We start from the raw sequence: 20422 nt of genomic DNA, 5'->3' as shown, positions 1-20422 counted from the left end.
CACCCGACCGCAGAGAGGAGCCGAGATGTACCGGCTCGAGAACGTGACGAAGCAGTACTCGGGCAAGCGCACCGTGACCGCATTGAAGGATGTCTCGCTCGAGATCCCGGCGGGCCAGCTCGTCGCGATCCAGGGCCCGACCGGCGGCGGCAAGTCCACGCTGCTGCAGATGCTGGGCGCGCTCGACCGGCCGACCGGCGGCCGGATCAGCCTCGGCGCGGACGAGCTCTCGCACCTGCCCGACGGCAAGCTCGGCCGCATCCGGGCGAAGGAGATCGGGTTCGTCTTCCAGTCGTTCAACCTGATCCCGACGCTCACCGCGCAGGAGAACGTCGAGACCGCGCTCGAGCCGCTCGGCGTCCCGGCCGCCGAGCGCCGTCGCCGGGCGGCGGAGGCGCTCGCCTCCGTCGGGCTCGCCGAGCGCGCCGGGCACGTGCCCGGGGAGCTCTCGGGCGGCCAGCAGCAGCGCGTCGCGATCGCCCGCGCGCTCGTCAAGGAGCCCGTCGTGCTGCTGGCCGACGAGCCGACCGGCGCCCTCGACGAGGAGACCCGCGACGAGATCCTGAACCTCCTCGAGGGGCTCTGGCGCGACCGCGGGCTGACGCTCATCATCGTCACGCACGACTCCGCGGTGGCGAAGCGGGCGGAGCGCCGCCTGCACATCAAGAACGGCACCGTCACCGAGCGGTGACGGATGCCCCGCCCGCCGGATCGGGTGCGGCGGGCGGAACGGCGGATGCCGCGACGGGACACCTCCCCCGTCGCGGCATCCGGCCGTCCCGAGCGTCGGATGCGCGCAACCGGCACCGCCGGGGCACCGGAGATTCCTACGGGATGCAGGGGGGACGCACAGCCTCCCCTCCTAGCGTCGGTCGCGATGTCGACCCAGCTCCCCCACCAGCCCGATTCCCCCGACCTGCGCGAGCCCGGACGCACGACCCTCGCCGAGCGCCTCCCCGCCGACCCGGCCGATCAGGCTCCGGGGCCCGCGCCGCGCCGCGCCGGCGCGGTGCTCGCCGTCGCGGCCGCCGCGACGCTCGCCGCCGCCGGCCTCGCGACGGGCGCCCTCGCGCTCGGCGCGGCGCTGGGCGGGCAGGATGCCACGACCGGGGCATCCGATGCCGTCGCCGGCGGCACGCGCACGACCGCCTCCGACGGGGCATCCGGTGCCGCGGCCGACGTGGTCTCGGCGCCGGTCGCGGCGCAGCTCGCCTGGGCCCAGGCGCACTGGCAGGACACGGACAGCGCCGAGTTCGGATACCTCGAGGAGAGCGACTGCGTGAACTTCGCGAGCCAGTCGCTCCTGGCGCGCGGCTGGACCACCGACGACGAGTGGTGGTACGAGCCCGGCGACGACGCGTACGCGCACTCGGAGGCGTGGATCAGCTCGACCGCGTTCCGTGACTACCTCGAAGCGCACCCCGAGCGGGCGACCGCCCTGACCGACGACCAGCGCGCCCAGGTGAAGGTCGGCGACATCGTGCAGTTCGACTGGGACGACTCGGGCGACCGCGACCACACCGGCATCGTCACCGCGGTGATCCCGCAGCCGGACGGCACGATCTCGATCGAGTACGCGGGCCACACGGATGCCACCTGGGACCGCACGGTCGACCAGGCGATCCACGAGATCCACCCCGGCGGCGTCGCGACCTACTGGAGCATCCCGGAGTAGGGCGGGCGTCTCGCGACGCGTGCCCCGCATCGCGGGCTCGTCGACGACCGAGCCGCGCGGTCGCGGCATCCCCCGTCGACGGACCCGCCGGGTACGCTCGGAGGGTGACCGACCCGCAGCCGTTCGCGCTCTTCGACCTGGACGAGCGTGCCCCTGCGGTCGCGGCGGCCGTCCGCGAGCCGCTCCCGCACGAGCGTCGCGTCGTCGCGGACTCGGGCGACCGGGTCGCGTGGCTCCGCGCCCGCGCGCAGGGCGTCACCGCGACGGATGCCGCGAAGCTCGCGTCGCCCCAGTCGGTGCGCACCGCGGCGTGGGAGAAGGTCCACGGCGGCAGCCGCGCGTTCGGCGGCAGCCGGTACACCGACCACGGCCGCGAGCGCGAGCCCGTCATCGCGGGATGGGCGCGCGAGCAGCACGGCATCACGCCGTCCACCCTGCTGTTCCACGCCGAGCGGGAACGGCGGCACCTCGCGACGCCGGACGGGCTGCGCGTCGCGCCCGGCGGGCGACTCGAGCTGTGCGAGATCAAGACGACGTCCAAGCCCTGGCGGGGCATCCCGCGCGGTTACCTGCGCCAGGTGTGGTGGCAGCAGTACGTGCTCGGCGCCGAGCGCACCCTCGTCGTGTGGGAAGAGCACGACGGGTTCGTGCCGGTCGGCGAGCCGCAATGCCGTTGGGTCGACCGCGACGAGGACCAGATCGCGATCCTCATCTCGCTCGCCGACGACCTCCTCGCCGCGATCGCACCGACGGCCCCGCCCGTCCAGCCGCCCGCCCGCGACCGCTCGTTCTATCGGCCGGGCGCGCTCGCGTGAGCTTCCTGCTGCTGCACGGGCTGGGCTCCGACCGTCGGCAGCCGCTCGAGTGGTTCGCCCCCGCGATCGCCGCGACCGGTGACGACGACGACCGGATCGTCGCGCTCGACGTGCGCGCGCACGGCGACTCGCCGGTCGTCGGCGACCCCGAGGACTTCGCGTTCGACCGGCTCGCGGCCGAGGTCGCCGACGCCGCGCGCACCGAGCTCGCCGACGCGACCCGGCCGCTCACCGTCATCGGCATCTCGATGGGTGCGGCGCTCGCCCTCCGGATCGCGCTCGACGGGCTGCTCGACGTGCGCCGCGCGGTGTTCGTCCGGCCCGCCTTCGGCGACCGCTCACTGCCGCCCAACCTGCGCGCGTTCCCCGTGATCGGCGAACTCCTGCGCGCCGAGTACCCGCCGGGCTCGAGCGCGATCGAGGCGTTCCACGCGACCGACCTGTTCGCGCGGGTCGAGCACGAGTCGCCCGCCGGCGCCCGAGCGCTGCTCGGGCAGTTCGCCGCACCCGCCGCGGCCGAGCGCGCCGTGCGGCTCGTCGAGGTGCCGCGCAACCGCGCCTTCGCGGACGACGCCGAGCTCGGCGGGCTCGCGACCCGGGGCATCCGCTCGCTCGTCGTCGGCGCGCCGCGCGACCCGGTGCATCCGCTGCCCCTCGCCGAACGCTGGGCCGGCGGTCTCGGGGCGCCGCTCGAGGTGCTGCCCGCGCGCGACGACGGCCCGCCCGCGCAGGTGCAGGCGGCGCGCGAGTCGGTCGGGCGGTGGCTCGCGGCGACCGCGGACTGAGCGTCCCTCCATACCCCGCATCGCGGCGTGGCGCGTCCCGCCTACACTCGAACGAACCGTCCCGAACCCCGCCGAGGAGCGCGCCCTTGACGACCACGTCGCAGTCGCAGTCGCCGCCGCCGTCCCAGTGGCCGATCAACCCGACGCGCACGATCTCGATCGACGGCCCGGCGGAGGAGGTCCTCGGCGCGCTCCGCACCGCGTTCGCGAGCCGGCGGTTCCGGGTCAGGCACGCCGACGGCGACCGGATCGAGCTGATCTCCGGCGGCATCCTGCGCGGCACGCTCGGCGGATGGCTCGCGCTCGACCTGCTGCCCACGCTGCGGAGCTGGCAGTACGACATCCCGGTGACGGCGACGAGGGTCGGCCCGTCGACCGTTCGCCTCGACGCCCGCTGGGTCGTTCCCCGCCTCACGGCCTTCCCGTTCTACGACGGCATCGTCGAGGAGGCCCTCGGTGCGCTCCGCGCCGGCGGCTACGCGGTCGAGGCCGGACCGTACGCCGAATCGCCGCGCTGACCCCGGCGGCACGTCTCAGCCGCCGGCGGGCCCCGCCAGGAACGCACTGCCCAGGTCGCTGCGCAGGTAGAGCACGCTGCGCCCGTAGCGCGTCGACGTCAGCAACCCCGCGGCGCGGAGCACCCGCAGGTGCTGGTTCACGGCCGAGGTGGTGACGCCGAGCCGGACCGCGAGCTCGGTCGATGACGCGGGATCGCCGAGCGCGGCGAGCAGGCCCGCTCGCACCTCGCCGAGCACCGCTGCGACGGCGCCGGGGGGCGGCACGCGCTCGGCCTCCCAGAGCCCGCCCTGGCCGCGTGCCGGATACAGGACCATCGGCGGGCCGTCGCCGACCGGCGCCGACGCGTTCCGGGTGAACAGGGTCGGCACGAGCATGAGGCCCTCGCCGCCGATCGGCCGGGTCCGGTCGCCCGGGGCGCGCAGGCGGACTCGGACCTCGCCGCCGGCGTACTCGACGGTGGGCGACAGCGCGTTGAGCATCGACGCGAGCCCGGACTGCGCGACCTGCCGGCCGCGATGCACGATGTCCGCCTCGAGCACCGTGCGCATGCGCGGCCAGTACGGCTCGAACGAGGCCTCCCAGAGGTCGGCCAGGACCGCGACGACGCGGCGCAGCGCGGGCCGCACCGGGCCCGCGAGCACGTCCGGCACGCGCCCGTGCACCGCGACGAGGTCGGCGTGGAAGGCCTCCGCCGGGAGTTCGAGGAGTGCGGCGAACTCGTCCTCGAGCCTCGTCATCGGCGACGAGGGTCGGGGGTTCAGGAAGTCCGGCGTCCACAGGCGGTCGTCGATGAGGGCGTCGAGCACCGCGGCGTCGAGGTCGGCGCGCGCAGCCTGCGTGCGCCGAACCCACCCGAGCTGGAGCGGGTACCGGGCGGGGTCGCGCACCGCGCGGAGCGACAGCCCGAGCTCGCACAGCGGCGAGAGCCCGAAGCGCACGTCGGCGACGTCGCCCTCGGTCAGCAGGTACCGCAACATGAAGCTCAACGCTACATCGATTCCACCGCGCGGATGCCTCTGGCAGAACTGATCCGTGCCGCCCGCGTCCTCCCACTCATCCGACACCGGCGTCCTGCCCGCCGAGGCATCCGTCGACGCTGGCGCGCCCGTCCAGCGCCCCGCGCACGGCCTCCTCGCACGCACGCTCGGCCGCATCCTCGGGCCCGTGACCGACCCCGTCCTGCGGATCCTCGTGACGGCCACGCTCATCGGGCGGGTCGGCCGCGGCATCGTCCTCACGGTCAGCGTGCTCTACTTCACGCTCATCGTCGGCCTGTCGGCCGGCGAGGTCGCGATCATCCTCTCGGCGTCGAGCGCCGCGGGGGTCGTCGCCTCCTTCGGCGGCGGCTGGCTCGCCGACCGCCTCCCCGCCCGCCCGCTGCTCTTCGCATTCACGGCCCTCGATGGCCTCGGGATCCTCGGGTACGCGGCCGCGAGCGACTTCGTCGCCGCGCTCACGGTGGGCCTGGCCGTCGGCACCTTCGGACAGGCCGCGAACTCGGCGCGCATGGCGATCCTCGCGCGGGCGTTCGCGCCCGAGACCCGCGTGCACGCGCGCGCGGTGCTGCGGACCGTCACGAACGTCTCGATCGCCGTCGGGTCGGGCATCGGCGCGATCGCGCTCGCGATCGGCACCCCGGACGCGTACCGCATCCTGCTCGTGGTCGCGGGGCTCGCGTACCTGCTCGCGCTCGTCCGCCTCGTGCGGCTGCCTGCCTCGGTCGACCTCCGGCCCGAGGCGCCGGTCGGCGAGATCCGCACCGCGACCGGATCGATCGACGCGGTCGCGAACCGTCGCGCCCTGCGCCGCGCCGCTGCCGCGCACTCGCCGTTCCGCGACCCCCGCTACCTCCTGCTCACCGCGCTGACCGCGGTGTTCGGCATGCAGTTCGGCGTCGGCGAACTGGCCGTGCCGCTCTGGATCACGAACGAGACGGATGCCCCGGTCGTGCTGGTCGCCGTCCTCGGGTTCATCAACACCGCGATCGTCGTCTGCTTCCAGGTGCCGCTCTCGCGGGGCACGCACGACCTGCGGGTCGCCGGACGCGTGAGCGGGATCGCCGCGTGGCTCATGGCCGGGGCGTGCGCGGTGTACGCGACGGCAGCCGGCCTGCCGGCATGGTTCGCCGCCGCGGTCATCGTGCTCGCCGCGATCGCCCACGCGTTCGCCGAGGTGCTCTCGCAGGCCGGCGGCTGGGGCCTGGGCTTCGAACTCGCCGACCCGGTGCGCGTGGGCACCTACCAGGGCGTGTTCGGGGCGGGGTTCTCGATCGGCGCCATGGCCGCACCGCTCGTGGTCGCCGGGACGACCGAGTCGCTCGGCACCCTCGGCTGGGGCATCCTCGCCGCCGTGTTCCTCGCGGCGGGCCTCGGCACGCGCGCGATCGCGCGGCGCGCCGCGCGCACCGCGCGCACCGCGACAGCCGGGTCGTAGCGTCCGGGCGGCGCTCCGGGGTGGGCTGAGCTGGGGCGCCGGCGTCAGCCCGCGAGGGCGAGCAGCCCGAGCGCGGCGAGGCCCGCGACGGAGACGACGGCCGCACCCGCGACCATGGCGACCCCCGCGGCCGCGACGCGACGCGATCGCCGGGCCGCCGAGGGCGCGAGCGCGGAGAGATCGCGGGACGGGGTCTCGGCGTCGGTCACCTGCGGCGGATGCGCCGCCCGCAACGGCACCGCGCGCGGCGGGTACGCCTCGACGGCGCCCGCGCCGCGTCCGGGCACGGAGGGGCGGAGCGTCGCCGGGTCGAGCGGGGCCGGGCTGAGCGTGCGGCGCGCGCCCGCGCCGCGACGCCCGGCGCCCGGCCTGGGCGCGCGCGCGCTCACGCCGGTCGCGGCGTCGTCCACGGCCGCGTCCGCGCCGGGCGCGGCATCCGAGGATGTGCCGGCGGAAGCGCCGGAGGATGCTCCGGGCCCGACGCCCGGATCCGTCGCGTGACCGGCTCGACCGACCACGACGGTGCGATCCGCCTCGTCGTCGGCGTCCCGGCGACCCACGACCACCGTGCGGTCCTCGACTCCGTCCCGGTCGACGGGACCGGGGTGCCGGCGGGCGACGACGACGGTCTCCTCGGGGCCGCCCGGGTCGGCCGGCCCGCCGAATTCCTCGGGCACGCCGAAGTCCTCGGGCCCGAGGACGCGACCGGGACCGCGGTCCACGATCACGGTCCGCTCGATCGGATCCCGATCGACGATCACCGTCCGTTCGAACTCGTCGCGGTCCACGATCACGGTCCGCTCCGCGCCGTCCGGGTCGACGTCCGAGTGATCCACGTGCGAGCTCACGCCGCGCTCCCCGCGCGCACGGGAACAGTCGTGCCGTCGAGTTCGGGATCGAACGACGGGACGTCGGAGCCGGAGGCCGAGGCATCCTCGAGGTCGACGCGGCGACCGCCGGCGACGACGTCGACCACCACGACCGTGATGTTGTCGCGGCCGCCCGCCTCGTTGGCCCGCGCGACGAGCGCCTCCGCGGCCGACTCGGGGCGCCCCGCCATCGTGAGGGTCGCGCGGATCGCCTCGTCGGTCACCTCCGACGTGAGCCCGTCGCTGCACAGGAGCATCCGCTCGCCGTTCGTGACCGGCAGGAGCCAGCTGTCGGCCGAGCTGTCGGCCGCGCCGATCGCGCGCGTGATGACGTTGCGCTTCGCGTAGCCCTGCATCTCCTCGCGACTGAGCGCGCCGTCGTCGACGAGCTCCTGCACGAGCGAGTGGTCGACCGTGACCTGGTGGAGCTCGGTGCCGAGGTGCCGGTACACGCGCGAGTCGCCGACGTTGAAGACGAGCCAGCTCGGCACGCCGTCGTCGTCGACGAGCGCGATGCCCGTGACCGTGCTTCCCGCGCCGCGCGAGGTCTCGGACGCGACGTCCGCCACCGCGTCGTCGGCGGCGATGAGGGCGTCCCGGACGGACTCCAGCGTCGCCCGCGGCCCGCCGGCCGCGTGCCGGCGGAAGGCGTCGGCGACCGCCCGGCTCGCGCGGTCGCCCGCCTCGTAGCCGCCCATGCCGTCGGCGACCAGGAAGACCGGCGCCTCGGCCAGGAACGAGTCCTCGTTCACCTGGCGGCGACGTCCGCGGTCGGTCGCCGTGCCGACGGCGAGGATCACCGGAGCGGGGCCGGCGTTCACGGCTCGTCCGCGATCTCGATGCGCATGCCGACCTCGCCGAGGACGAACCGGCCGGTCGCCGGCACCGCGACGTGCGCGTCGACGAGTCGCTCCACACCGCCCTCGTCGATGAGGACGCCGTTGGTCGACCCGAGGTCGGTGATGGTCCAGCGGCCGTCCTCGAGTTCGAGTCGGGCGTGGGTCTTCGAGAGCGTGCGCGTCGGGTCCGGCACGGCGAGCGCCTGCTCGCCGTCGGCGGCGAGCGGGTTCCGGCCGAGCACCACGCGGTCGGCGGCGAGGACCTGCGACGGGCCGTCCTCGATCAGGAGGAGCCAGGTCACGCGCGGGCGCCGATCGACGACCACGGTCACCTCGTAGTCGTCCTCCTCGACGACCGGCGCGGGCGTGGCCGCCGCGGCCGCGGGGGCCGCGGGGGCGGCCGGCGCCTCGGCGACTGCCGGCGCCTCGGCGAGCAGCACGGCGGACATCTGGCCGCCGGGCACGATCGTCGCGGCCGCGGCGAAGTCGAAGGATGCCTCGACCTCGGCGTGTGCCGCGAACGCTGCCGGCTCCTCCGCATCGGCGGCCGGCGCCGGCGGCGCGTCGGCGGACGTCGACGGAGCGGCCGGCCATCCGGCCTGCGCCCGCGGCGGCGCCCACGCACTCAGCGGGACGACCGGCGGGACGGGTGCGCGGTCGTCCGACGCCGCGGCGGGGGCCGGAGCGAGGATCGGGAGCGGGACCTGGGCCGGAGCCGGAGCCGGAGCCGGGGCCGGGACCTGCGCCGCCTCGAGTCCGACCGGGGCGGGCGCGGGCGGAGCGAACACTGGCTCGACCGGTGCGAACGCGGGCGCGACGGGCGCCGGCGCGGGCGCGACCGATGCGAACTCGACCGGCGCCGGCACCACCGGAACGGGCACCACCGAGACGGGGGCAGGCGCCACCGGAGCCGGCGCCCCGCCGTTCCCCGCCGACAGGTCGGCGAGCGGCCCGGTCGCGAGCCACCCGAGGCTCGCATCCGGCACCGGCTCGAATCGACCGCGGTCGTGATCCGGCGCGACCCGGCTGAACGCGAGCAGCGTCGCCCAGAGCGGACTCACGAAGACCGCGAGGACCGCGAAGCCGACGCCGCGGCCGAACAACGCGCCGATGCGGTGCGCCGCGACGCCGAACCGCCACAGGCCGTACAGGCTCACGACCGGCACCGCGAGGAGCAGGACGGTCCAGCGGGACATCCCGGCGAGCGCGAACACCTCGGCGACGTTGAGCACGGGCACCCAGCCCCGCCACGGCTCCGCCGAGAGCCGGGCGAACAGCTTCGCGAACGCGATGCCGGTCCAGATGTAGACGGCGACGCCGATGAGGCTCCAGACCAGGAGGAGCACGCCGAGGAGGGCGAGCGCCTGGGCGGCGGCGGGATCGGTCACGGGGTGATCTCCTTCGGACGGGCGGGCCCTGGGCCCGAGCCGGGACGGGGGCGCAGTCGTTCGACCGCTGCGCGGAGCGTGAGGGAGGTTCGGAGCCGGGCGACCGGGCCGAGCGCGCCGCGCAGTCGCGCGCGCTCGTCGTCGACGATCGCCCAGGCCGCGTCGGCGACCTCCGGGGCGGGCGGGTGCGGGGCGAAGACCGCGAGGTCGACCAGGCGTGCGAGCTCGGCGGCCGCGGGCCGACCCGTCGCCGCGGCGGCGACCGCCCGGCTCCCGGTCGGGGGCATCGCCACGCCGGCTTCGACGTAGAGGTCCTGCAGTTCCTCCCACGCCGACACCACCCGCAGTTCGGGATCGCCGGATCCGCGGCGCGACCGGCGACGCATCGCCCGCGCCGCGAACAGCGCGACCAGCGGGAGCAGTGCCAGCACGAGCGCGCCCGCGCCGATGGCGGCCCAGCGGACCGCGCCCAGCCAGGCGGGCGGCCCGGCGGCGTCGACGACCGCGGGCGGGGCGGCGGCATCCGTCGACTCGCTCTCGGCGCGCGGCGGCTCGATCGGCTCGCTGCGCTCGTCGTCGGGCACGGTCGGATGCTCCGGCAGTTGCACGCCCGCGATGATCGGCGACGGCGCGGCCGTGAACTGCGGCGAGGCATCCACCGCGATCCAGTCGCCGCCGGCCGCGCGCACCTCGGCCCAGGCCGTCATGGAGGCACCCGTGCAGGTCCCGTCGCACGACGGGATGCCGGGAACCGGGTCCGCGCCGGGAAGCCGCATGCCGAGCACGACGCGCGAGTCGAAGCCGAGCGCGCGCGCGAGCAGCGCCGCGGCGACCGCGAACTGCTCGTCGTCGCCGACCGCCGCGACCAGTGCCGCGTCGGGCGGGTCCGCGCCGGCGAGCCGCTGCTGGTCGACGAGTTCCGCGAACAGCTCCTCGATCCGGGCGCGCGAATGGCCCGCGTAGCTCGGCTCGAACGAATACCCGCCCTGCGCGCCGAGCGCGGCGATCCAGTTCGCCGACGCGTCGTCGGCGAGGACCGAGTGGCTGAGGTAGCCCCGCGCCCGCAGCCGGTCGACGAGGTCGAGATAGCCCGCGCCCGTGCGCGGCACCTCCTGGAGCTCGAGCCAGGCCGTGAGGGACGGGTAGGTCTCGGGGTCGAGGCCGTTGTCGGACCCGGGGGCGGACGCGAACGCGGCGTCGGCGTCGGCCGAGGCATCCGCGCGCTCTGCGACCAGCCGGTACGCGTCGCCGGGCCGCAGGCCCATCGCGTCCCCGGTCCCGGCGATCTCGATCGCGGACCCGGTCGCGGCCGCGTGGAACCCGTCGGCGAGCTGCTCGGCGCGTCCGCCCTCGAACGCCGGCGCGGCCGCGAGCCCCTCGGGCGCGGGCACCCACAGGCCCGAGTACGCGTCGCCGATCTCGACGTGCAGTGCGGCGAGGTCGTCGCCGCCGGCGTCGCCGCGGACGAGGCGCGTGTAGCGGGTGTCGGGATCGACGTGGAACACCTCGCCCGAGTACTCGTCGAGCGTGGCGAACGCGATGCGGTCGAACGCGTCGAGGTCGCCGCTCACCTCGATCACGGGCTCGTCGAGGGTCGAGGCCCGGAACCACGACCGGTAGTCGCTCAGCGGGCTGGGCTGGCGCTGCACGACGATCGACGGCTCCACCGCGTCGCGGAGCACCGACCGCTCGGCGACCGACCCGACCGCGGGGACCGCGGCGACACCCGCCACGAGCGCGACGACGAGCAGCGACACGGCGACGGCGTTCCGCCGAACGGTGATCCAGGTGGACGCGGCGCCCTGCCGCACGGTCCCCGCGCGCGCACGCGCGAGCGCCCTGGCCCGGCGCATCCGGCTCCGCAGGAGCAGCCAGCCCGCGCCGAGCGCGAGGCTCGCGACGCCGATCGCGACCTCGCGGCCGCCCGGCACCGCGAGCGGGCCGAGCTGCCAGGACGCGCCCTCGGCTGCCGTGCCGAACGCGATCCCGTAGACGGCCATCGCCATCACGGGCAGCGCCGCGACGGGCGCCGCGCGCCCCCCGCGCGCGATGAGGGACGCGGCGACGGTCGAGGCGACGACGGCGACGACGAGGAGCGGCACGAGCACGGCCTGGTAGTCGCCGAGCGGCGGCTCGACCGTGAGCACCTGCTTCCAGCCGAGCACGGTGCCGGTGAGGCCGTCGCGGATGCCCCGCAGCAGGTGGTCCACGTCGCCGAGCGCGGAGGGCACGGCGACCGGCACGACCACGAGCAGGTAGCCGGCGATCGCGAGGAGCACGGTCGTGCACGCGCCGAGGAGCCCGCCCGCGCGCCGGCCGAGCAGCGCGGCGCCCGTGCCGACGAGCACGCCCGCGCCGAGCACCAGCCACACGCGCCAGGTCCCGTGCAGCGGCCACGCCGACCATGCCGCGATCGCGGCGCCCGCGACGAGGTAGCCGAAACCGACGAGTGCGATGCCGGTCTCCTCGCCCGCTCGGCGCGGCGCGCGCCGGCGCCCGGCGGCACGCTCCGCCCGGGTCATCCGATCACCCCGCGGGCGAGCATGCGGCTGAGGTCGCCGAGCGCGCCGATCGTGAGCACCGTGACCTCGCGGGCCGAGCGGATGCCGGGCTCCGCGCCGAGTTCGCTGCGCACGGCGATCGCGGCGACGCCCGGCGGCAACGCGTTCCCGGCCTGGCGGAGCCGCTGGACCGGCGTGCGCGACCCGGTGACGAGGAAGACGATGGAGAGGCCGTGGCAGGTCTGCGCGGCCAGCGACGCGGATGCCTCGATCGGCGTCGCGCGCTCGACGCCGACGACCCCCGACATCGCGTCGAGGAGCGTGCGGGGCGTCAGCGTCGGGATCGTCCGCAGCGAGTGCACCTCGTCGCCGAACTCGGGCAGTTCGCCGCCCATGCCGACCGTGACGTCGCGGCCCTCGAGCACCGCCTGCTGGCCGAGCGACGCGGCGACGCTCACGGCGGTCTCGAACTCGTCCTCGTCGACGTACTCGTCGAGGTCGACGTCGAGCAGGACCGCGATCCGCGCGTGCCGCGACTCCTCGTACTGGCGGACCATCAGGCGCCCGGTCTTCGCGGTCGCCTTCCAGTGCACGTGCCGTTGCGAGTCGCCGCGGACGTACTCCCGCACGGTGTGGAAGGAGAGGTCGTCGTCGACGAGCGTGCCGGTCGGCGTGCCCTCGAGGTCGCGGACCAGGCCCGCGCTCGTGCTCGGGAGCCGGACCGTCCGGGGGTGCACGTGGATGCGCTGCACCTCGGGCCAGCGCTGCTCGCGGCGGAGGATGCCGAGCGGGTCGCCGCGCGAGACCGTCATCGGGCCGACGTCGATGATGCCGCGGCGCTCGGCCGAGATCGAGAGCTGCTGGTCGTGGCGGGCGCCGGGGCGGAGCAGCGGCGCGTGCACCTCGACGAGTCCGGCGCCGACCGGGATGTCGACCACGCCCGGCAGGGAGCTGCGCCGGCCCGCGTTCTGCAGCCCGAGCCGCGCCCCGACCTCGGCGCCCGCGACCACGCGGTCGCGATCGAGCACGAGTTCGAGGCGGTAGTCGTGCGAGCCGAGCAGGAACGGCGCGCAGCAGACGAGGAGTGCGCCCGAGATCGCCGCGGCCGCCCAGGCCTCGAGCCATCCGAACGAGAGGCCGCCGACGATGCCCGCCACCGCGACCGCGAGCAGCAGCCCGCCCGCCGGCGAGACCGTCTCGGCGAGCCATCCGCCGATCGCGCGAGCCCGGGTGCGCACCCGCGCCCATGCGATGCGCGAGCCGAGCACCGCGCCGGCCACGCCGCCGCGCCGCGTCGCCGCGACGCGCGTCACGGTGCCGCCGCGGGTGCGGGTGCCCGTGGCGGCGGCCGTGCGCGTCAGTCGCGACTCGGTGTGGAAGGTCACTGGCTGCCGTTCTCCCGCGGCGGTGCGACGTCGAGCAGGATCTGGCCGATGACGGCCAGGGCGGTGACGCCGTCGAACTCGGCCTCGGGCTCGAGCACGAGGCGGTGCGAGAGCGCGGGGAGCGCGAGCTCGCGCACGTCGTCCGGGGTCACGAAGCTGCGCCCGTGCGCGGCGGCCCAGGTCATCACGAGACGGCTGAGCGAGATCGCGCCGCGCACGCTCACGCCGAGGCGCACCTCGGTCGCCCGGCGCGTCGCGTCGACGATCCGCATGATGTAGTCCGAGATGAGCGGGTTCACGTAGACGCCGCGCGCGAGGTCGCCCATCGCGACGATCGTGTCGGTGCCGGCGACGGCGTCGAGCGTGCGTCGCGGCTCGGCGACGCCCTGCAGGATCCGGAGCGTCGCGGCCTCGTCGGGGTAGCCCACGGAGGTCTTGATCATGAAGCGGTCCAGCTGCGCCTCGGGCAGCCGGTAGGTGCCGCCCTGCTCGATCGGGTTCTGCGTCGCGATGACGAGGAAGGGGTCCCCGACCGGCCGGGTCACGCCGTCGACCGTGACCTGCCCCTCCTCCATGACCTCGAGGAGCGCGGCCTGGGTCTTCGGGCTCGCGCGGTTGATCTCGTCGGCGAGCACGATGTTCGCGAACACCGGGCCCGCGTGGAACTCGAACTCACCCTTCCGCTGGTCGAACACCGTCACGCCGGTCACGTCGCCGGGCAGCAGGTCGGGCGTGAACTGGATGCGCGAGTTCGTGCCGTGGATGGTCTGCGCGAGCGCGCGTGCGAGGGCCGTCTTGCCCGTGCCCGGGTAGTCCTCGAGGAGCACGTGCCCGCCGCTGATCGCGGTCGCGAGGACGAGTTCGACGACGTGCCGCTTGCCGAGGATCGACTGCTCGATGTTGTCGGCGAGCAGCGAGAACGTCTCCGCGAACCAGGTCGTCTGGACTTGGGCGATCGTCATGGGAGCGGTCCTCTCGGTGGGGCGCGCGGAGGGGCGGGCCGTGCTCGGGTCGTGCGGTGGCGGCGGGGCCGCGCGGCGGGTCGGGTGGGTGCGTCGGGGTCTGGTCTGTCGGGTGCGGGTCGGGGGCGGTGCGTCGGGTGTCTGGTCGGGTGCGGGTCGGGTGTCGTCGGGTCGGGTTGTCGGTGCGGGCGCCGGATCGCGGATGCGTGGGTGCCCGCCCGATTCAGGGCGTCGTCGGCGGCGTGCGGGTGCCGACCGGCGGGTCGATCGGCTCCTCCGGGTCCTCGGGCTCCTCGGGCGGCGGGCACACGTCGATCGTCTGCGTGATCGGCAGGAGCGACGCGTAGGCGCCCGAGAACGTCACCTTCATCGAGGCGGTGAGCCCGTCGGCGGCGACGGTGGGCTCGACGGTCGCCGCACCGGCGGCCGCGCCGGAGACGCGGACGACGTCGGGCGTCGCCTCGACGACGCACGCGGTCGGGAAGTCGACCGTGACGGTGGTCGGCGCGGTCGCCGCGGTCACGACGGTGTCGGTGGTGCACTGCCCGATGGCCTGCCGGCAGGCGCGCACGCGCACGTCGACGGGCGCGCTGTCGTCGCGCAGGCCGAAGCTCGTGGTCCACCCGCCGTACAGGTAGTACTGGATGGTCCACTTGGACGACGGCGGGGTGAGGCTCGGCGCGGCCTGCAGCGAGTACTTCCACGTGCTGCCCGACTGCGTCGCGGTCGTGGCGACGGTGTACGTCGCCGTGCCCGAGGGCGGCGGCGCGCTCGTGTAGGTCACGACGGAGACGGTGTTGGATGACGCGACGCCGTAGCCGTTCGAGGCGCAGGCCTTCACGGCGTAGTACTCGTAGTCGTCGAGCCCGGCGATCGTGGGGGACGCCGAGGTGATCGCATTGGATCCCGAGACGACCAGGCCGCCGCCCGAGGCGGACACCTCGCAGCGGGGCTCCGACCCGTTGCGCCAGGCGATGTAGACGAGCTCGCCCGGCAGGGTGCTCCCGTTCGCATCGACCTCGGCGTTCGACACCGCGATCGACGTGTTGCTCGACGCGGCCGCCCCGATCGAGCGGGAGAACCGGGGTGCACCCGCGGCGGTGACCTCCGCGATCGCGTTCCGTCCGTCGGACGTGCCGTCGACGGGCGGCCGGTACTGGCTGATCGGCACGACCGTGATGAGCTGCAGGCCGGGCGACACGTCGATCCGGTACGTCGACACCTCGCCCTGGCGGTGCAGGGTCAGGTTCCGCTCGACGATCCGGAAGTCGCGCGTGTCGCCGGAGGAGCGGATCACGAGCTCGACGACCGCGTTGTTCACGCCCGTGCGGCCCTGCTCGTAGACGGGCCGTGCCGAGACCTCGGCGACCTCGGGCTGACGGTACGCCCAGGTCGTCACGGGGCTCGTGTCCTGCGACTCGCCGACCGCGTTGACCGCGCGCGCGGTGAGGTCGACGGCCGCGCCGTTGTCGAGCCCCGAGACGATGCAGCGGTACACGGTCGCGAGCGACGGGCTGCACGCGGCGCCGGTGTCGCGGCCGTCGCGGAGGATGCGGACGCCGGTGACGGCCGGGTGCGCCTTGGCGGCGTCGCCGAGCGGCACCTCGAGGGTCACGGAGTCGCCCGAGTAGCCGACGGTGGTGACGGTCGCGGGCCGCTGCGGGTACCCGAGGACGTCGATGGTGAGGATGCCGCCGCCGGTGCGCCCCTGCGCGTCCTTCACGGTGAACGGCACGGCGCACGTGCCGCCGAAGGCGACCGGGCCGCCCGGGAACGTCGCGACCACCGAGGTCGGGCCTGAGACGGCGACGGATGCCACGTCGCAGCGCACGCCCGCACCTCCCGAGCCGATCGAGACGAGCTGCAGCCCCGAACCGGTCTTGCCGGCGAACGGGTCGTACTCGCCGCCGACGCCCGCGACCTGGATCGTGCAGGGGCCCGCCGTGACGGTGCACTCCTTCGTGAGCGTCGCTCCGCGCGGGGCATCCGGCGGCGCGACCCCGACGACCAGCGTGATGGTCGCGCTGATGCCGCCGAACGCGCTGACCGAGACGGTCGCGGTCTCGCGGGTGCCGGGGATCGCGTCGGCGCGCGCCTCGAACGAGACCTGGTCGCCCGAGCCGTGCAGGAGGAACGCGCTGCCGCCGAACGCGACCTGGTAGTCGAGTCGCGCGCGGTCGCCGACGCGGCCGCCCTCCCACGAGGTCATCGCGTCGTAGAGCGCGATCGACTCGGTCGCGCCCGGCGCGACGGTCCGCGAGATGGCGGTCAGCTGGGCCTGCGGGTCCTTGGGCTGGATGTCGACCGGCACCGCGACCGCCGACCAGCGCGCCTGCCCCTGCAGCTTCACCGGGACCAGGCACGTGTCGGTCCAGGGCGCCTCGCGACCGGCCTGGTACTCCGCCTCGCCCGACCCGGTGCGCCGGCATGCCGAGTTCTGCCGCTGGACCGTGTAGGGCCCGTCGCCGAACTGGACGCGGTCGCCGGGCCCGAGGTCGAGGAGCTTGCGCACGTCGAACGACTGCGTCTTCTCCTCGCCGACCGCGATCGGGTCGACGTCGGCGCGGAGCTGGACGGGCAGGTCGTCGAACGCGGGAATGCGGAGCACGCCGTAGACCTCGACGGACTCGTCCGGCGTCGAGAGCCGGAACGGCACGAGGTCGCCGCGCGCCGGCAGCGCGCCGGAGATCCGCCAGCCATCGACGTGGTACCCGCTCGCGCGGGCGCCCCAGAGCTCGAGCCGGAGGGATCCGACGTCGCCGGTCGCCCACTCGACGTGTCCGGTCACGACGTCGAGGCCGGTGTCCTCGAACTCGCCGCGGTTGCGCGCGGTGACGACCGTGTCGGTCACGGTCGGGTGGTCGGTGGCGGCCTGCTCGCTCACGTTCAGCACGATGAGCCCCTGGGCCGTCGAGGACGTCGCGGTCGACCGCACGGTGTAGAGGTACGAGTTGGTGCCCGCGACGTCGCCGGGCCGCAGCACGACCCGACCCGCGCCGGGGTCGGTCGCGGGATCCACGAGCGCCTCGAGCCGCGAGTACTCGGCGGTGCCGGACGGCGCGTTCGGCACGACGTCGACGAGTTCGAGCTCGCCCATCGCCGGGTCGCGGTCGTTGCCGAGCGGAGCGACCGTCACGGCGCCCGAGGATCCGCGCGTCGCCCGCACGTAGTCGCTGAACGTGACGGGTGCCGCGTCGACGAGTTCGGCGTCGAGCACGCCGACGCGCACGGTCGCGTGCTCGGATTCCCCGTCGCCGTCGCGGACCGTGTACTCGAACGACAGCTGGCCGCCGGGCACACCGCCGCCGGGCGCGCGGTACACGATCGTGTCGCCCTCGGCGCCGATCGACGCGGTCCCGCTGCCGACGGGCGGCTGGCCGACCCCGGTCAGGACCACGCGGTCGCCGTCGGGGTCGATGCCGTAGACGGGCACGGGGATGACGACGCTCTGGCCGCTCAGCACGCGCGCGCTCAGCGCCGGCGGGCGCGGCGGCCGGTTGACGCCCGCCGGGAGCACGGTCACCGTGATCGCCGCGTGGTCGGTCCGGGACGGGTCGCTCTCGAGGGCGACGGAGTAGGCGAGCCGGTAGGTGCCGACCTCGGTCGGCGCGAGGTACCGCACGACGTCGCCCGAGGCGAACGCGAGCTCGCCGTCGACGCCCGCGCCGACCACGTCCCCGCCCACGACGAGACGGGCACCGTGCGGGCTGACGTCGTTCGCGAGCACGTCGATGTCGGTGAGCTCGCCCGCGCGCACCGTGACGCTGTCGGGCAGCGCGATCGGGGATGCGTCGCCGCCGCCCTCGGCGAGGAAGACGTCGACCGTGCCGACGACGGCCGCACCGGTGCCGTCCGTCACGGTGACCTTCGCGCGCCCGACGAGTGCGGAGCCGCCCACCGGCGCGATGCCGCCCGGGATCGCGACGCGCAACTGCGACGCCCCGACGATCCCGACGCCGAGGTCGCCGTTCGAGCTCGACGCGTCGCTCAGCAGCAGCACGCGCCCGGTCGAGTTCTGCACGGCCGAGAGCACGTCGACGCGCGTGTCCTCGCCGGGCCGGACGAACGCCGTGATCGGCGCGATCGCGAGCGGCGCGGTGCGGTCGACGACCGTGAGCCGGATCGTCGCGGACTCCTCCGACTGCGTGAGCGTGTCGATGACGGTGTAGGTCACCGAGTACTCGCCCGGGTTCTCGGCCGTGAGCTCGACCGTGCCGGCCGACGCGTTGGGCGTGACGACGAGCCCGGACGCCCCGCCGAGCGGGTCGACCGCGTCGACGAGCCGGAACGAGCCCGACCCGCCCGCGACGTGGTCGGCGATGTCGACGGCGACGTTCTCGCCCGCGCCGCCCGTGACGGCGACCGCCTCGGCCTGGAGCGACGAGGAGGCCGACACCTGCACCTCGAGCGTCTTCTCGGCGATCGCGCCGTTCGCATCGACCAGGGTGAGCACGACCGGGATGGATGCGTCGGCGGCGTTCGGGTCGCTGTGCCGCACCGCGACCCGGCCGTCGGCCCGGGCGACGACCGACACCGGCGCATCCGGTTCGGCCGCGTGCGCGTCGGCGAGCACGAACGCGTCGCCGTCGGGGTCGACCCAGGCGTCGAGCACCGGGGTGATCGCGGTGCCGCCCGGCAGCAGCTGCGGACTCGGCCAGGCCTGGCGGCACTCCTCGACACCGCACCACTCGGGCGCCGAGTTCTGGTCGTCGGGCACGACCGTGAGGGTGACCGTGACGGGCTCGGAGGTCATCGCGCCGTCGCCGACCGCGTACTGGAACGTGGTCGAACCGGCGGTCGCGTCGACGCGGATCGCGAGCGACTGGCTCTCGGCGACGACGCTCACCTGGCCGAACCCGGGATCCGCGGTCGCGGTCACACTGCCCGCGGCGATCGTGAGCACGTCCGAGAGGTTCGGGTCGTGGTCGTTGAGGAGCACGGGGAGGCTCACGAGCCGGCCGGCGCGCACGCCGAACGTGTCCGCGACGGCGACGGGCGGCTTCTCCTCCGGGACATCCTCGCTGACGACCGTGCCCTGCTCCTCCTCGGGGTCGTCGTCGACCGACCACTCGGCGAGCGGGATGAGCCGGCCGTCGGGCGCGGTCCAGAGCAGGCCGCTGCCGGTCTCGTTGAGCACGGCGCGATCGCCGTTCGTGCGCAGCACGGGCGTGATCGCGGAGGCCTGGCGCAGCACGTCGTCGGGCACCTCGAGCGGCCGTTCGCCGCCGTCGGGCGTCCAGAGCGTGCCGGATGCCTCGCCCAGCCACGCCGCGACCGGCCCGTCGGCGAGCACCACGGGCGGCGCGGGGACGCCGGATGCCTCGAGCACGCGCTCGGATGCCCCGGTCTCGAGGTCGAGGCGGACGAGTCCGCGCCCGTCCGCGAGGTAGGCCGCGTCGCCCTGCGAACCGCTCTCCTGGATGACGGCGTCGGCGTCGACGTCGATCTCGACGGGCGACTCGAGCCCGTCGACCCAGGCACGACCGGCGCCGGGCTCGACGAGCACCCACCGCCCGCCGACCATCGCGAGCTCGACGCGTGCGTCGGCGGCGGGCGCGTCGTCGAGCGCGACCGGCCCGCCGACGAAGTCGGCCGACTCGGCGTCGTACCGGCGGACGGCGCCCTCGCTCGCCGCGAACGCGGCGAGCCGGCCCCGGTCGTCGACGGCGACCGCGGACGCGGCGTAGACGTGGTCGACCTCGCCCTCGACCGATTCCTCGGCGGCGAACGGGTCGATGGTCGTGACCTCGTCGGCTCCGAGCTCGCCGATCGAGAGCTGGCCGGTGTCGGTGCGGTAGGCCAGGTGCGTGCCCGCACTCACGACCTCGCGCGTGCCGCCGGGCGTCGGTACCGCGATCGGCCCGCTTCCGGCTGCGGCCGGCTCGGCGTCGCCGCCGGTCGTGTCGCCCGCGTCGTCGACGAGGTCGACGGGCGAGGCCGGGTCGATGGTCCACCGCTCCCGGAGACCGCCGCTGAAGAGGACGCCGGACGCACCGGCCTGCGCGACGGCGCTCGGCTCGTCGACCGAGCGCACGGTGTCGAGCTCGGCGAGGTCGGTGTTCACGCGGCCGTAGCGCCCGTCGTCGCGCGTGACCCACACGGTCGGCTCGACGCGCGGCACCTCCTGCGATTCGTAGCCGGCGCTCGTGATCGCGAATCCGGCCGCGACGCCGACGACCGCGACGCCCGCGGTGAGCGCCGCGACGATCGCGCGCCGCGGGCGGCGGCGCTCGGTTCCCCTCGCCATCAGG

14 protein-coding genes are annotated in these 20422 nt (G+C 75.5%); 6 read left to right on the top strand and 8 right to left on the bottom strand.

What is annotated here, in order from left to right:
• The first annotated feature begins 25 nt into the window (after positions 1–25).
• The 5 genes from ACDF64_RS07985 to ACDF64_RS07965 all read left to right on the top strand — a co-directional run bounded on the left by ACDF64_RS07985 (position 26) and on the right by ACDF64_RS07965 (position 3793).
• Positions 26–691: an ABC transporter ATP-binding protein gene (locus ACDF64_RS07985; RefSeq protein ID WP_394555078.1), complete on the top strand. Its 666-nt coding sequence runs from the start codon at positions 26–28 to the stop codon at positions 689–691.
• 186 nt (positions 692–877) lie between these two features.
• Positions 878–1675, top strand: a complete 798-nt coding sequence (locus tag ACDF64_RS07980; protein ID WP_394554674.1) for an amidase domain-containing protein — start codon at positions 878–880, stop codon at positions 1673–1675.
• Positions 1676–1779: 104 nt separating this feature from the next.
• Positions 1780–2490, top strand: a complete 711-nt coding sequence (locus ACDF64_RS07975; RefSeq protein ID WP_394554673.1) for a YqaJ viral recombinase family protein — start codon at positions 1780–1782, stop codon at positions 2488–2490.
• Positions 2487–3275 carry an alpha/beta hydrolase gene (locus ACDF64_RS07970; protein WP_394554671.1) on the top strand — a complete coding sequence of 263 codons (789 nt, stop codon included), beginning with the start codon at positions 2487–2489 and terminating at the stop codon, positions 3273–3275. Before ACDF64_RS07975 ends, ACDF64_RS07970 begins: the two co-directional genes overlap by 4 nt.
• 86 nt (positions 3276–3361) lie before the next feature.
• Complete coding sequence (locus tag ACDF64_RS07965) at positions 3362–3793, top strand: hypothetical protein (protein WP_394554669.1); 432 nt, start codon at positions 3362–3364, stop codon at positions 3791–3793.
• A 15-nt stretch (positions 3794–3808) separates the two neighbouring features.
• Here ACDF64_RS07965 and ACDF64_RS07960 read toward each other — a convergent pair whose 3' ends face one another.
• Positions 3809–4771 carry a DUF5937 family protein gene (locus ACDF64_RS07960; RefSeq protein ID WP_394554667.1) on the bottom strand — a complete coding sequence of 321 codons (963 nt, stop codon included), beginning with the start codon at positions 4769–4771 and terminating at the stop codon, positions 3809–3811.
• A gap of 55 nt (positions 4772–4826) precedes the next feature.
• On the opposite strand from ACDF64_RS07960, the gene ACDF64_RS07955 reads away from it, so the two are divergent.
• Positions 4827–6227: an MFS transporter gene (locus ACDF64_RS07955; RefSeq protein WP_394554665.1), complete on the top strand. Its 1401-nt coding sequence runs from the start codon at positions 4827–4829 to the stop codon at positions 6225–6227.
• Positions 6228–6271: 44 nt separating this feature from the next.
• Here ACDF64_RS07955 and ACDF64_RS07950 read toward each other — a convergent pair whose 3' ends face one another.
• The 7 genes from ACDF64_RS07950 to ACDF64_RS07920 form a co-directional block, all read right to left on the bottom strand.
• Positions 6272–7075 (bottom strand): hypothetical protein, encoded by an 804-nt coding sequence (locus ACDF64_RS07950; RefSeq protein ID WP_394554663.1) that lies wholly within the window; start codon positions 7073–7075, stop codon positions 6272–6274.
• Positions 7072–7917, bottom strand: coding sequence for a PP2C family protein-serine/threonine phosphatase (locus ACDF64_RS07945; RefSeq protein WP_394554660.1), 846 nt, complete (start codon positions 7915–7917; stop codon positions 7072–7074). Before ACDF64_RS07945 ends, ACDF64_RS07950 begins: the two co-directional genes overlap by 4 nt.
• Entirely contained in the window at positions 7914–9323 is a 1410-nt protein-coding gene (locus ACDF64_RS07940; protein WP_394554658.1) for a DUF5684 domain-containing protein, read from the bottom strand. Before ACDF64_RS07940 ends, ACDF64_RS07945 begins: the two co-directional genes overlap by 4 nt.
• Positions 9320–11845 carry a transglutaminase domain-containing protein gene (locus ACDF64_RS07935; protein WP_394554656.1) on the bottom strand — a complete coding sequence of 842 codons (2526 nt, stop codon included), beginning with the start codon at positions 11843–11845 and terminating at the stop codon, positions 9320–9322. Before ACDF64_RS07935 ends, ACDF64_RS07940 begins: the two co-directional genes overlap by 4 nt.
• The gene (locus tag ACDF64_RS07930; protein ID WP_394554655.1) at positions 11842–13209 is read right to left on the bottom strand and encodes a DUF58 domain-containing protein; all 1368 of its coding nucleotides are present in this window, start codon (positions 13207–13209) and stop codon (positions 11842–11844) included. Before ACDF64_RS07930 ends, ACDF64_RS07935 begins: the two co-directional genes overlap by 4 nt.
• Positions 13206–14171: an AAA family ATPase gene (locus tag ACDF64_RS07925; protein WP_394554653.1), complete on the bottom strand. Its 966-nt coding sequence runs from the start codon at positions 14169–14171 to the stop codon at positions 13206–13208. Before ACDF64_RS07925 ends, ACDF64_RS07930 begins: the two co-directional genes overlap by 4 nt.
• 223 nt (positions 14172–14394) lie before the next feature.
• Entirely contained in the window at positions 14395–20418 is a 6024-nt protein-coding gene (locus tag ACDF64_RS07920; RefSeq protein ID WP_394554651.1) for an Ig-like domain-containing protein, read from the bottom strand.
• Between the last annotated feature and the right edge of the window lie 4 nt (positions 20419–20422).

Source organism: Agromyces sp. MMS24-JH15 (assembly GCF_043518605.1).
Classification (GTDB): Bacteria; Actinomycetota; Actinomycetes; order Actinomycetales; family Microbacteriaceae; genus Agromyces.
This window is presented reverse-complemented; position numbering and strand designations above follow the sequence as displayed.

Bases quoted from the DNA above. Each gene is read 5' to 3' on its own strand.
- ACDF64_RS07985 (WP_394555078.1), top strand. From the start codon at position 26: ATGTACCGGCTCGAGAACGTGACGAAGCAGTACTCGGGCAAGCGCACC.
- ACDF64_RS07980 (WP_394554674.1), top strand. From the start codon at position 878: ATGTCGACCCAGCTCCCCCACCAGCCCGATTCCCCCGACCTGCGCGAG.
- ACDF64_RS07960 (WP_394554667.1), bottom strand. From the start codon at position 4,771: ATGTTGCGGTACCTGCTGACCGAGGGCGACGTCGCCGACGTGCGCTTC.
- ACDF64_RS07935 (WP_394554656.1), bottom strand. From the start codon at position 11,845: ATGACCCGGGCGGAGCGTGCCGCCGGGCGCCGGCGCGCGCCGCGCCGA.
- ACDF64_RS07925 (WP_394554653.1), bottom strand. From the start codon at position 14,171: ATGACGATCGCCCAAGTCCAGACGACCTGGTTCGCGGAGACGTTCTCG.
- ACDF64_RS07920 (WP_394554651.1), bottom strand. From the start codon at position 20,418: ATGGCGAGGGGAACCGAGCGCCGCCGCCCGCGGCGCGCGATCGTCGCG.